Consider the following 13,911-nt stretch of genomic DNA (forward strand, 5'->3'; position numbering starts at 1 on the left):
GGTTGATTGGATAAATATTTATTGGTTAAAGTGAGTTTATTGTAAGGAATAGCTATCCGCTAATCCGCATATAAAGAGTTGCCTGATTGAGATAGTCTGTAAATACATAGGCTATTGGTCTGGTTAAAGTAGCATGAGCTTGTAGCTGTATCGTGCTGCATACATTGACTGCTGCTTTCATCCTACTTATGCGTGCTGTTGTTGTTAAATAATAGTGCAATACTTTCTTATTTTAATACAAAACTAGGGTATCTATTCCAGAGCCAGGTTTATAAAAAGCACCTGTTTAGGGTATAAAATGTTAACTGGAGGGGTGCAAATGATTTGAAAAGAGGTATAAAATGTTAACAGCTTGTAAAAAATAGTATTGTTTGAAGATGTTATATGAGAAAAGAATAAGGGTACATTGCTTGTGGCAATGTATTACTATGAAAGGCCATAGATGCTAATAGTATTGGTGCTAACAGAAGGGGAGTTATGGCTAAAATGAGCCGAAAGAATGCATGGAAGGTAAAAAGAGCAGCTTAGCTTGCAGGGAGCAAGACGTAATAGCTTATAAATGAGCGAGATAATAAAAATAGTATAAAGAAAGGCTACATAACAAAAATGAAAATAATAACGCCAGTGATGAGTACATAAAGCAAAATCTCTAGTGCTAAGAATAAACTTCCCGCCCGTTTGTATCGGTTTCCAAACATACTATTGAAGGTAGCTAGTAGAATAGTTAATTATCTAAAACTAGCCGTTTTCCTTAATTCAACAGGGGGCGATATCACTATATCAAGGGTATAAAATGTTAAAAGTAATGACTCAAATAAAAAATATTGTGGGCTTTTATGTAATTACTTAATTCCTTTGACCTGGTAAGCTTTTACTTGCTCGCCATTTATACCAAAAAGGATACTATTACCCAGCATTATACTGCTCCTAACATCGCCAGATAGTTTTAGGCCTGAGTTGCCTTGCGGGACATAGCTGAACTGTCCGTTGCCATTTCCCTGGAGCAGGGTTCCATAACTGGCATCATACTTTCCGAACCGGAGGCGGGAATGCTGTATGTTACCTGCAAGCAGCAGATCTTTCTTTCCATCCTGATTATAATCAAAGGAAATAAGGGTATGTACAGGTGCAAACTGAGCTTCTATAGGCAAAGGTTTTTCCTCAAATTTCCCTTGTGCATTAGTTATAAAAAGAGTGGTTTGTAATTGATTGGCAGTTAAATGGCCAGCTCCTTTCATTTCTTGCGGAGTAAATATATCGGTAAGTGTAGCACTGGCATAGCTAGTATAGTCGGCAAACCTGGTCCGCATGCTACTTACCTGATCCAACAACTCGTCGCGGGTAACATAAGGGTAGCTTTTGCCTTGTATATAAAAACACAGGATGGGATCAACCGAGCCATTATCATCAAAATCTTTGTAATACAATTCTGCTGGCTCTGTATCTGAGGCTTTACACTGAGAATTCAAGCCTAAATTTCCCACAATCAGGTCAGATTTGCCGTCGCCATTAAAATCATCTATCTGGAGGCTATTCCACCAGCCACGGTAGTTCTTATCAAAATAGGTTTGCGTAGCATTCGTAAACTTCCCATTTGTATTTGCAAAAACAGTAACGGGCATCCATTCGCCTACCACAATTAATTCTGCTTGCATATCTCCATTTAAATCATGCCAGGCGGCGTCGGTCACCATCCCAAGTTTTTGGAGTTGCGGAGCTAGTTCAGCTGTCATATCCATAAACTGCCCTTTTCCATTATTGATCAGCAAATAGCTTTGAGGCGTTTCCGGGTAACGCCCCGGAATTACCCTGCCTCCAACAAATAAATCTGGGTAGCCATCTTTGTTTACATCTGTGGCCCGGACACAGCTTTTACTTTCCAGCATAGCAGGTAAAGCTTGTTTATCTCTGGTAAAATTGCCTTTCCCATCATTTAAATATAGTCTGTCCTGCAACAAAGAATCATTTGGCAAATAGGTATCGTACCCTCCACTAACTATATACAGGTCTGGATAAGTGTCCTGATTTACATCCAGGAAAAGGGCATCTGCATCGTTCGACAGTTTGTCTGTTTCCAGAGCTGGTATAGGTGTAGGTATAAACTTTCCATTTTTAGCCTGAAGATATACCCTGCCTGCCTGGCCACGGCTACCTCCCACAAATACATCTTCCAGACCATCTTTATTTACATCCGATTTGGCCAGGCAAGGTCCGGGAAAAGATAAAGGATTCACCATTAGTGGCTGACGTTTAAAATCATTGACAGGTGTTAGCTGATGGGTAAAAGAAATAGGGGATTTTATTTCAGCCAGAATAGGAGAGGTAGTAGCCGGAAAACGATATGTAGAGGTAGCATTCTTTTCTTGTAAACTAAGTAATTGATTGGGTTGAATATTCCGAAGAAGTTGCTGTTTTCCACTTAGCCAGATAATCTGTAAGGAATCTATTAACGTATTTTCTCCCAATCCAACATGCAACACCGGGGATACACTGGACTGAAAACCCCTGGAGGGCATTTGCTCTTGATATTGTTTTTTCCCATCTATAAATAAAACTACTTTGGCTCCAAACCCTGCGGTGTTCTTTCCTTCCCCTTCCAGCTTGAGTTGCAGATAATTATTTTTTGAAAGCTGCGTATTTGCCTGGTTCTGATAGATAAAAGCCTGTTGGTTAATGTTATTTGTTATCAGATCCAGGTCTCCATCGTTATCCAGGTCGGCATAGGCAGCTCCATTGCTATTAGAAGGTATATTTATTCCCCAGGCTTTTCCCTGATTACTAAAGGTGAGGTTGCCATTGTTCTTGAAGATGTAATTGTTTACCTGGGAGGAGGGAATTTTATTTACTAAAGCCAATACGCCTTCCGGGTCAACTTGCCCGCTTTGATAAAACGAACTTCTGAATTTAATAAAGTCCATGTTGGTAAAATCCCGCAAGAATCCATTGCTCACAAACAAGTCTTTCCATCCGTCATTATCATAATCAGCAAATAGCGGAGCCCAGCTCCAGTCGGTGTTAGATATACCTGCCAGCTGGCCAATTTCACTGAAGGTACCATTGCCATTGTTAATGTGGAGCATATTCCGCATGTATTGATAATGAAACCCTACCCGCAGAAATAAATCGAAGTGTTCGTAATTATCTGGAGCAAAAAGGAGTTTCTGCCGGCGGTTGTCTTCTGGTAGCATATCCAGGGTAAATACATCTGGCAATGCATCATTATTAATATCACTGATATCATTCCCCATGGAATAGAGTGGCGTATGTCCCATGCTTTGCTTCAACTGATCGGTAAAGGTGCCATCGCCATTGTTGATGTATAAGTAATCCGGAGCAGAGTAATCGTTGGAAATATACATATCTGGCCATCCATCGGTGTTAATGTCGGCGATGGCTACCCCCAAGCCATAAGTAAAAGCAGAGCCAAAAAAGCCAGCTTTGTCCGACACATCTGCAAACTTTCCATTCTCATTTCTGAATAACTTCACCCGGATACTGGATTCTTTTTGCTTTAGTTTCTCAGTGATGCTAATATCATCTAAGTTGCGGAATAGCTCTGGGTTGTGGTTGAGCAGAAACATATCCAGGTCGTTATCCCGGTCGTAGTCAAAGAAAGAGGACTGTGTACTGAAGGAGGAATCGGCCAGGCCATAGTGGGAAGCCATATCGGTAAACTGCGGCAAGCCTGCTGCATCCGTTCCCTGATTAATAAATAATTGATTTACTCTGGCTTCTCCAGGCATGTTTCCAGAATAACACACATACATATCCAGTAATTGATCGCCGTTTACATCGGCCATGGTTACGCCAGTTTTCCAGTTATTTTTTCTTCCGGCCACTCCGGCTTTTTCTGTAATATCCTCAAACTGCATATTGCCTTTGTTGAGATACAGGCGGTTAGGAACCATATTTCCGGTAAAGTATATATCCTGTAAGCCATCATTGTTGATATCTCCTACAGCTACGCCGCCCCCGTTATAGAAATACTGGTACATAAGTATATTGCCATAAGGATTTTCTTTGATGATATTGCTGAACGTAACATGGGTTTTTTCCGGAGGCAGCAACGTAAATAAAGGAGGAGAAGTAGCCGCTTTTTCTACAGGATTTTGTTGCTCCTGTGTTTCCGCTTTTTTCTGGCAACCGAGCAATCCTATACTTATTGCAGCCCAAATAAGCAGGGTCCTAAACATTGGCAAGTGCATTCTAATTTCGGGGAATCGTTTGTTAATGGGGAAGTGACTATACATGGAAATACTCCTATACTTCCTGTTTTCTTTTCTGCGCTATATAGGCAGAGGGAATCAGGTTGAACTCGGATTTAAAGTATTTGGTAAAATATTTGGGATTGTTAAACCCTACCTGGTAGGCTATTTCCGATACGGTTAACTGGCTTTTTTCCAGCAACTGGGCAGCTCTTTTCAGGCGCACCGTCCGGATAAATTCAATTGGCGTCTTCCCTGTCAGGGAAAGCAGTTTTTTGTACAGGTGCACCCGGCTCATGCCTAGTTCCCGGCTTAGTTCTTCCACAGAAAAGTCGGCATTGCTCATATTCTTTTCTACTAAGGCCAGGGTTTTCTGAATTAGCTTTTCATCCAGCGACGGAATATTTACTTCACTCGGATTAATTTCTAGCTGCTTCTGGAAGGTTTTGCGGATTTGCTCCCGCTGGGCAATTAAGTTTTTAATGCGGGACATAAGCAGTTCAAAGTTGAACGGTTTGGTTATATAATCGTTGGCCCCGGTTTCCAACCCTTCCATCTGTTGCTCTGCTGCAGCCCGGGCCGTTAAGAGAATAACCGGAATGTGTGAAGTCCGTGGATCTCTTTTAATTTTCCTGCACAACTCCATGCCATCCATTTCCGGCATCATTACATCACTTACAATGAGGTCTGGTACCTGGGTAACGGCCTGCCGCCATCCTTCTTTTCCGTGTGCTGCTTCTATAATAGTATACTTGTGTTTCAGGTTGTCTTTCAGGTAGAAGCGGAAGTCTTCATTGTCTTCCACCAGCAGAATTAATGGTTTTTTGCTCTGGCCATTGGCGTACAGTAAAGCATCTTTCTCATCATTTTCTTCAACTGGCGCCAGCAAGTGTATTTCTTCCGGTATAAGCGCAGGAATAGCCACAGGTTCAGCTACTTTCTGAAGCGGTAACAGCACAGTAAAGGTGCTGCCTCTTTCTGGGACACTTTCTACTGTAATGGTGCCCCCGTGCATTTTTACAAATTCTTTAGTAATCGCCAGGCCAATGCCGCTTCCGTGGTTTACAAGATGACCAGGCGTCTCATGCTGAAAAAAGCTTTCAAATATCTTTTCCTGCTTTTCCGGCGGAATGCCTATGCCAGTATCTGTTACTTTTATTTCCAGCCAGTTATAGGTATCAGTTTCTTTCGGATTAATCCATACGGTAACGCTGCCTTGTTCTGGCGTAAATTTGAAGGCATTAGATAATAAATTGAACAAGATTTTTTCCAGCTTATCGGCATCAAAAAAGGTAATAAACTCTGCAACCGTTGCCTGGAAAGTAAAGCGGATGTTTTTTTTCTCTGACAAATCTGAAAAAGAAGAAGCTACCTCTCTGATAAAACTAATAATATCTCCCTGGCTAGTAGTTAATTTAATCTCCTGTACCTCCAGTTTGCGGAAGTCCAGTAACTGGTTCACCAAGTTTAATAAGCGCCGGGCATTCCGTTGGATCAGGGTAAGGTGTTTATGCTGCTCAGGATCTAGGGTGTTTTTAATCAGTTTATCCAGGGGTGTAAGAATAAGGGTGAGCGGTGTGCGGAATTCATGGCTCACATTGGTAAAGAAGCGGATTTTGAGCATATCCAACTCGTGCATCCGTTGGGCCTCCTGCCGTTCCTGCTCCAGCTGGAAATGCATTTTGGTGCGTTCTACCACTATTTTTCTGGCTAGCAACAAAGCGCCTATAATTAACAGGATATATCCGGCAAAGGCCCAGGGTGTTTTCCAGAAAGGTGGAAGTACATTTATCTCTAAGGCTATTCCTTCCCGGTTCCAGTAGCCGTCGTTATTAGCAGCCTTTACTTGGAACACATACTTACCAGGATTCAGGTTAGTAAACGTTGCTTTTCTTTCGGTCCCGTCAGTAATCAGCCATTCTTCTTTAAAACCTTGTAGCCGGTACATGTACTTATTTTTCTCCGGATGAAAAAAGCTCGGAGCCGCAAATTCAATGGTAAAAACATTATCTGTATGAGGCAAATTAATAGCCTGGGTATAGGTAATTGCTTTGTCTAGCACGGTATGTCCGCGGGTTATTTCGCCGGCTGCTATGCTTTTATTGAAAATCTGAAAATCTGTAAATACCAGCTGGGGCACCTGTTTATTTACCTCCAATTGGCCAGGACGGAAAATATTAAACCCGCCAGGTCCGCCAAAAATGAGTTCACCGGTACTAGTACTGAAAGCAGCTCTGTTGTTAAACGCTTTACCCTGCAAGCCATCGGCTTCGTCATAATTTCTGAACCGGAAAGAGGTATCTGTTGCTCCCGGAGCTTTTCCAATCGTAAGGTTAGACAGGCCGTTGGTGGTACTGAGCCAGATACTCTGCTTCGTATCTTCCAGAATACCTAATATCGTATTATCGGGCAGGCCATTTTCTTTTTTTAAAACTTTAAAGCTTTTCGTTTGTGGGTCAAACAGATTGAGGCCGTCGTTGGTGCCAATCCAGATTCTGCCCTGGCTGTCTTCAAATACGGTATTGGTATTGTAATGACTTAAGCCATTGGAATCGTTGCCAGTATTTACATAATGCGTAAATTTTTGAGAATCTTTTTCCAATACATCTACTCCATAGGCCGTAGCCACCCACAAATTGCCTTGCTTATCTTCGGTAATGGCTGAAATATGATTGGAGTGAATAGAATTTGCCTCATCCATCTTATAATGCCTGAACGTATTTGCCTTTCTGTTCAGAATGGATAGGCCTCCTCCCAACGTACCTACCCACAATCTTTTTTGAGAATCTTCGTAAATGTCCCACACCCGGTCGTCAGCAAGGCTTTCTGGGTTATTCGGATTATGGGTATAATGCGTAAATGTTTTTCCATCAAACCTATCCAGACCGCCGAAGTAGGTGCCAATCCATAGGGTTTGTTTAGCATCCAGATACAAGCTCACAATAACATTATTACTCAAGCTATTAGTATTGGCCGGGTTGTGCATGTACTGAACAAAACGGTTGGCTTGCCTGTCGAAATATAGGAGGCCGCCTCCATTGGTGCCTATCCATAAATTACCTTTGGCATCTTCTGCAAAGTCATTTACATCTTCATAAGGCAGACTCAGGGGATTAGAAGCATGGTTTTTAAAAAGCCGGAATTTGATGATATTTTCGTGATAATAGCTAATACCTTTTTTAAAGGTTCCTACCCATATAATATTGGTATTGTCTTTATACAGCACATAGATACTATTCTGGCTAAGGCTTTTTTCATCATCCGGATTATGAAGCAAATAGCTAATGGTGAAATCTTTTTTGTTTAGCAAGTTAACGCCTCCATGGTCTGTTCCTATCCATAGCAAGCCTTGTTCATCCTGCACTACACTCCTGACAATATCTTCGTTCAGCTGAGCAACCGTAGATTTTTTATGTAGATGCGTGAAGGTGTTTTTCTTCCAGTTGAAATAAAACAGCCCATTTGCTTCTCCTGTTACATATACCCAGGGGTCTCCATCCGTGTCGACATATAGATTATACGCTTGCAACTGATCCGGATATTTTTGGGCAAGCGTACGGTTTCGGTAAACAACGGTATGTGTTTGTTTGTCTAGTTTTTCTAAAATCCCATTCCGGTGGATTAGCCATACATACTGTGCATCTGCTTCTGCCATGGCGGCTACCTCATTGGTTGCAATAGATAAGCTATCACCTGGATTGTTTGTAATGGCTAAGGTAGTTTTAGTGGCAGTAGTATACTTATAGATGCCATCCTGCCCGGTTACAAACCAATAGTTTCCCCGCTTGCCTTTCACTATCGCCGTAACCGATACATTGGGAATGGCATACTGTTTAAGCGCAAGGCCGGCTGTGTTGTCAAACGATTCTTTCAGCGGATCATAGATGCTAATGCCATTGCGTGTATTGACCCATAGTTTATTATCCGGGCCGGGAAACATTCCAATAATGTAATTATCACTGATCGAGGTGGAGTCGCTCAGGTTGTGCCGGAATGTTTTAAAGCTGTAGCCATCGTAGCGGTTCAGGCCAGACATGGTTCCAAACCACATAAAGCCTTTATCGTCTTTTATAATACAGTTAATCTGATTGTTTGATAAGCCCTCATTAATGCCAACTCTGGAAAACTGATATAAAGCTTGCTGAGCAAATAAAGGGAACAGAGAAAAACTGAGCAGGCAGGCGAAAAGAATACGGTATACCATAATTGAGCGAAGCACTATTTTAGCTGGTACATCCATTAAGCAGGATGGCAGAAAAGTAACACGCTGTGTGTAGCAAAAATTACATTTCCACAGAAAAAATAGTGTGCAATATACGAATGATTGTAGATTTAATTGAAAGTATGAAAATTACTAACTAATGGGCGGCCAGTCGTATGGTGATATGTGCTGTATAGAGAATCAGGTGTGGCAGCTAGCTGTTGCTATGCATTTGGATTGTTAAATACAAAACCGGATTCTTCTTCGCCTTCTTCAAAATCTATTTCCAGGCCCAAGACATACATTACGTGCTTTTTTTCAATAAATACCAACACATTCTCTGTTGTATAGGCTTCATCTCCGGTTTTGGCTTTGTCAAACCCAAGTAAAAACGAAGTTCCGCCACAACCGCCTCCTTTAATACCTACCCGCAAGCCATACTCATCAGGCGAGATATTTTTCTGTTGCATAATGTCTTTTATATACGAAATAGCTTTGGGGGTAATACTTACCGGAATTTTTTTATCTGATACAAGAATGCTCATGCCACTAGCTGTTAATAAGTAAAATGGTACGCTGGCTAAATAAACAGGCAAGAATCCAGCTTATATATGGTGTATGATGTAAAAATTTTTACATTTGAAACGTATATTTAGCCAAATAAATTCTCATTCAGGAAATACGCATGGAAATAGTAGAAGAACTAATTAAAATTTTGTTGCCGGCAGCTATTGTATTGTACGCAATGTATTTGACAGTCAGGGCTTTTTTAAATAAGGAGTTTGAAAGAAAATTAATAGATATTAAGCTAAAAAACACAGAAATTGTACTCCCCGTGCGGTTGCAGGCCTACGAACGGATGTGCTTGTTCCTGGAAAGAATATCGCCTAATAACCTTATCCTACGGCTCAATAACAGTATGCTGTCTGCCAATGACCTGCATCAGTTGCTGCTGGCGGAAATCCGGGAAGAGTACCATCATAATTTGTCGCAGCAGGTGTATATGAGTGACCGGGCCTGGCAGCAGATAAAAGCAGCGATGGAAGAGATAATTACAATAATTAATAGTGCAGCCAGTTCAGTAGCCGCTGATGGAAAAAGCATTGATCTGGCTAAAGCTATATTCGACCGTATTATTCAGCAAGATTTAGATCCGTCGGGTGGAGCGCTTCGCTATATTAAAGATGAAATCCGGCAAGTATTTTAAGCTTAACTAAGGCTACTGCTCCTAACACAAAGGCGGCTACCATTGAAGATACTTTTCAATTGCAGCCGGCTTTTTAGCTATTTTTATTTATTCTTTAACAGTCAGCACAGAATTGGTGTAACTGCCATCTGCTTCTGTTTGTGGATTTGCAGGATCGGTAATCCATTCGCCATCTACTACAAATTTATAGCTATGGTTACCGGTTTCTAGGGGAACTTGCACTTGCCATGTATCTCCTTTGCGTTTCATTATATGGGTTCTGGGCGTCCAGTAATTGAAAGACCCGGCTACCATTACTTCTTTGGCTTTTTCATATCCTTTTAAAGTAAACGTGACGGGCTTAATCTGAGGTTTGGTTTTTTCAAGAGTAGCCAGTTCAGTAGTCACTACCTTTTTCCATTGCTCATCCATCGTTCCTGTAGCCTTGCTTGCTGCTGCGCCATCTGCCAGGTCATTTTTAGGATTCAGGATTTCTGTTAAAGCTGTGGTTTGAGCGGTATGTAAGGCTACAGAAGCTGGTACGGCTATATCGGGTGTTACGCCAGTACCTTCCCAGTTTGTTTTGGTAATGGGGTTAGTTACTTTGCCAAAAGGCACCCACACCATAAAGTGGTCGTTAGCCCGGCGTGTGCCTCCCGGGTTAGCTCCACCCCCGGTGGTATCTCCAATAATGGTAGCTCTTTTCAGGTTTTTTAGATCATATGCCAATTCTTCAGCTCCGGAGAATGTTCTGCGGCTGGTGAGTACATAAATAGGTTTATCCAAATACCGTTTGCCTGGCACATAAGCCCATGACCAGAACTGGCGGGTTTTATCTTCGTGCCGCCAGTAAATATCATTCAGGTGTACCGGGTCTTTAAAGAAATAAGAGCAGAGCATAGGAATAGCATCTGGAGAGATGCTTCCGCCACATTCCCGTAAGTCAATAATCAGCGCATCTGTGTTCGATACATAGGTTATGGTAGCAGCATACACTTCTGCCGCCAGGTCGGGTGGTGCCAGTAAGTTAAATTTAATATAGCCCAGGTTGCCTTTCAAGATATCTACCTTAGCTACGCCAAAATTTTCTTTAGCCAACATTTGCCGCATATGTTCGGCTTCCTGTGGAGACAGTGTCAGGTGTTTGGGCTCCGGAGGCAGTACTTGCGCTGAATAAGTAACATTTACGTGTAGGTCATGGCAGATGGCTTGTAAATCTCTGGTTAATCGTTGAGCGAACAGGTTGCCATCGGTAATGTGGTTATATTCTCCTTTAGCAGCCCGGCTTACAATGTCTCTCTCCATTTTGGCGGCTATATCCGGATAAATATAATTTTCCTGAAGGCAGCGGAGTACACTTTTAATAGCATGTGTACGGGCAGTGGCATCCAGATCTTGGGCCTGGCTGGCTGGTGGATTTGCGAAATTTGCGGCAAGCACCCATGCGAAGAGAAGTAGCTTGTCAAAAAAAGTATGTCGTTTCATAAGTATGTTGATTAATCGTAGCGGAGGTTACCTGTTGTAATTAGTTCACTCTGTTTTGTTCTTCCTCGGCTCCTGATCTACGGTTGCCGGGGGCTTTGATAGTTGTATTTCCAAAGTTGTAGGTAAAGTTTACCCGTACTGTGCGGCTCTCATACGAGGAACGGAAGCGAATATCCATATTCTGGTAGGCTATTACTCCTTTCACAGGGGCTGTCAGGAATAGGTCGGTTACATTTACTCGTACTGTAGCTTTTTTATCCCACAATTGCTTTTGTACGCCCATGCTTACCTGGCCAAAACCTCTCATTTGAGATAATCCATGGGCGGAAGGGGCATTATACCAGGCATTCAGTTCTGCAGTAAAGCCTCCCGGTAAGAGAAAGGAATGATTGGTAGAGAAGTTGCCGGATAACCGGCCATTATCCAGTTGTTGACCCAGATAATGGGAGTTGTAGCGGTTTCTGAACACATTGATAGTTTGATGACTGTTCCACCAACGGGTTATTTGTACAGGAAAACTCAGGTTCAGATCCAGGCTAGTTAGTTCATCCAGGTTGATTACGGTTTGTTTGGTAACTTTTGTCTCATCATTTTGCTCAGTTACGCTTGTAATTACTCCCTTTGTGTGGTTATAGCCAATACTTACAGTGGTAGCTCCTTTCCAGGTATAAGCTAGTTGCAAAGCATTGGTGTATTGCGGATTCAGATACGGATTGCCCTGATAGTAGGCATAGGGGTCCATTACATAGATGAAAGGATTGAGGTTGAGGTAATTTGGGCGGTCTATCCGGCGGCTATAGGAATACCGTATCTGGTGTTTTTCATGGATGCTGTAGGTGAGAAAAGCACTGGGAAACAGGTTTAGATACGTGCGGTCAACCACTTTATGTAACGTCACTGAATTGCCGATGGAGTGTGTTTGTTCGCCACGTAAGCCAGCCTGTACAGCCCACTTTTTCCAAGTGATATTACCATTCATGTAGGCAGCATGAATAATTTCTTTATATAGGAAATGATTGGTGCGGTCCGGATCAACCTGCCAGGTAGATTCTTCTAGTTGCTCAAAGCGAACGTCATTATCTGATGTTACGTAGCTGCTCTTCCAGCCTGTTTCCAGCCGTGTTTGCTTGTTGATCGGATGCACATAATCGGCTTTTGCAGCCCGGATGTATACGTATGAAGGGGGGATTGTCCGCTGAAGTAAGGTAGGTGCCGTTTCTTCGCCGCTGGCATTAAAAAAGCTGGTAATTAAATTATCCGTAGGACGTATGTTTACCACTGAATAATCAGCGTCTGCGGTGAGTTCCCGGCCAGTGCTGTCGAATGTGTGCTTATAATTAATAGTTGTGGCTATTCGTTGCATGCGTCTGTCAGTAGTGTTGGTCATTTTGGAGACTGATTGTAAGACAGAAGTATTTGTAAAAACCTGGTTTTCATTTTGTATATCAGCCTTGTCATGATTCACGATGCCATGTAAAAGAACGCCGAACGTGTTTTTCTTACCCATTGTGTAGTCTGCGCCTAGTTTAAAGGTATGTCCTTTGGTCTGATTGGGACGGTAGCCCTGCTGCTTTACCAGAGCCGCCGCCGGGTTTTCTGGAAAGTGCCTTTCGATGGCTATAGCCCCATACCCTTCACGGTGATCATAGGTATAATTGCCCATCATACTCAGATTTCCCTGACGCATAGTTAGGGTGATACCTGTGTTTGCTTTAGGAAACCGCCCATAACCCCCACCAAGGGCTACATTCCCATTCATGCCATATTGGCTACTGTTCCGTTTCAAGCGGATATTGATAATTCCTGAGTTGCCGGCTGCATCATATTTAGCAGAAGGGTTGGAAATAATTTCTATGCTGTTGATGCTATTGCTTGGCGTACTACGCAATAGGTTCATTACTTCTGTAGTTGATAAATAAGTTGGCTTCCCATCTATCATAATCAGTACTCCTTCCCGGCCTTTCATGGTGATGCGTTTATTCTGGGCATCTACTACTACACCCGGGGCTTTCTCCAGTACTTCCAGGGCATTTCCTCCGGCAGATACCAAACTGTTTTCTACATTCATCACCGTTTTGTCTACCTGTTGTTCAATAAAAGGTCTGGTAGCTTTTACTTCCACGGCTGCCAATACTTTTACATCTTCCCGTATGATAAGGGCAGGAACGGTGTAGGTCAATTGGTTTTCATGCAAACTAAATTCCTTAGAATATACCTTTTCGTAGCCCAGCCTGGAAGTAGCTACCAGATAGGAACCTTGTACTACATTTTCAATTTCATACTGTCCGGCAGTAGTGGTGATGGAACCTTTTACCAGCGATGAATCTGTTGATTTTACCAGAAGAATAGTTACAAATTCCAGGGGTTTGCCTGCTGCATCAGTTACTACGCCTTGCACGGTTGCTTTCGTTTGTGCTTTGCCTGGTACTATAGCCACCACGAGTAGCAAAGGAGTCAGCCAGGCAAACAGGCCAATGTATGTGTATAAAGTTTTCATAAGATAGGGTGCGAAGTGTGTCAGTTAATTTCTACAACAAAGTTGGCAGGAAAAGTCACGCTGCACAATCGCATGAAAATGCGAAAATGGATGGCTATAAGTTTGTTGCAGATAGATAGGTAGGCTTTATTGAGACGAGTAGCCAGCGAAAAAGACACAGCTTATCCTATCTGGTTTTTGCTTTAGTCCGGTATAACCACCAGTTAACCATCCAGGAAACCATTGCTACCAGTTACCTGCATAGATATGCGATGTTTATTTGCCAAAGCCTCTACCTACTTAATCAAAGGATGAGCTGAAGTACACTATACTATTGAATTGCTTATAATGAGTAGAC

The 13,911-nt window shown here is 42.4% G+C and carries 6 protein-coding genes; 1 reads left to right on the forward strand and 5 read right to left on the reverse strand.

All coding sequences use genetic code 11. The features are described 5' to 3' along the window. Positions 1-842 precede the first annotated feature (842 nt). The 3 genes from Q0590_RS12495 to Q0590_RS12505 all read right to left on the reverse strand — a co-directional run bounded on the left by Q0590_RS12495 (position 843) and on the right by Q0590_RS12505 (position 8,951). Entirely contained in the window at positions 843-4,193 is a 3,351-nt protein-coding gene (locus tag Q0590_RS12495) for a VCBS repeat-containing protein (RefSeq protein WP_302037882.1), read from the reverse strand. A 67-nt stretch (positions 4,194-4,260) separates the two neighbouring features. After that, positions 4,261-8,409 (reverse strand): hybrid sensor histidine kinase/response regulator transcription factor, encoded by a 4,149-nt coding sequence (locus tag Q0590_RS12500; RefSeq protein ID WP_302037883.1) that lies wholly within the window; start codon positions 8,407-8,409, stop codon positions 4,261-4,263. A gap of 221 nt (positions 8,410-8,630) precedes the next feature. Further along, on the reverse strand, positions 8,631-8,951 hold the full coding sequence (locus Q0590_RS12505) for a HesB/IscA family protein (RefSeq protein ID WP_302037884.1): 321 nt from the start codon (positions 8,949-8,951) through the stop codon (positions 8,631-8,633). Between the two features lie 140 nt (positions 8,952-9,091). Between Q0590_RS12505 and Q0590_RS12510 the strand changes: the two genes are divergently transcribed. After that, a complete protein-coding gene (locus Q0590_RS12510; protein WP_302037885.1) occupies positions 9,092-9,613 on the forward strand; it encodes a DUF7935 family protein in 522 nt (173 codons plus the stop codon). Positions 9,614-9,700: 87 nt separating this feature from the next. Here Q0590_RS12510 and Q0590_RS12515 read toward each other — a convergent pair whose 3' ends face one another. Both Q0590_RS12515 and Q0590_RS12520 read right to left on the reverse strand, forming a co-directional pair. Further along, positions 9,701-11,077, reverse strand: coding sequence for a S41 family peptidase (locus Q0590_RS12515; RefSeq protein ID WP_302037886.1), 1,377 nt, complete (start codon positions 11,075-11,077; stop codon positions 9,701-9,703). Between the two features lie 40 nt (positions 11,078-11,117). Further along, positions 11,118-13,574: an outer membrane beta-barrel protein gene (locus Q0590_RS12520; protein WP_302037887.1), complete on the reverse strand. Its 2,457-nt coding sequence runs from the start codon at positions 13,572-13,574 to the stop codon at positions 11,118-11,120. Positions 13,575-13,911: the final 337 nt, after the last annotated feature.

Source organism: Rhodocytophaga aerolata (assembly GCF_030503435.1).
Lineage (GTDB): Bacteria > Bacteroidota > Bacteroidia > Cytophagales > 172606-1 > Rhodocytophaga > Rhodocytophaga aerolata.

Coding starts and splice junctions, on each gene's coding strand:
- Q0590_RS12495 (WP_302037882.1), bottom strand. CDS start 4,193: ATGTTTAGGACCCTGCTTATTTGGGCTGCAATAAGTATAGGATTGCTC.
- Q0590_RS12500 (WP_302037883.1), bottom strand. CDS start 8,409: ATGGTATACCGTATTCTTTTCGCCTGCCTGCTCAGTTTTTCTCTGTTC.
- Q0590_RS12505 (WP_302037884.1), bottom strand. CDS start 8,951: ATGAGCATTCTTGTATCAGATAAAAAAATTCCGGTAAGTATTACCCCC.
- Q0590_RS12510 (WP_302037885.1), top strand. CDS start 9,092: ATGGAAATAGTAGAAGAACTAATTAAAATTTTGTTGCCGGCAGCTATT.
- Q0590_RS12515 (WP_302037886.1), bottom strand. CDS start 11,077: ATGAAACGACATACTTTTTTTGACAAGCTACTTCTCTTCGCATGGGTG.
- Q0590_RS12520 (WP_302037887.1), bottom strand. CDS start 13,574: ATGAAAACTTTATACACATACATTGGCCTGTTTGCCTGGCTGACTCCT.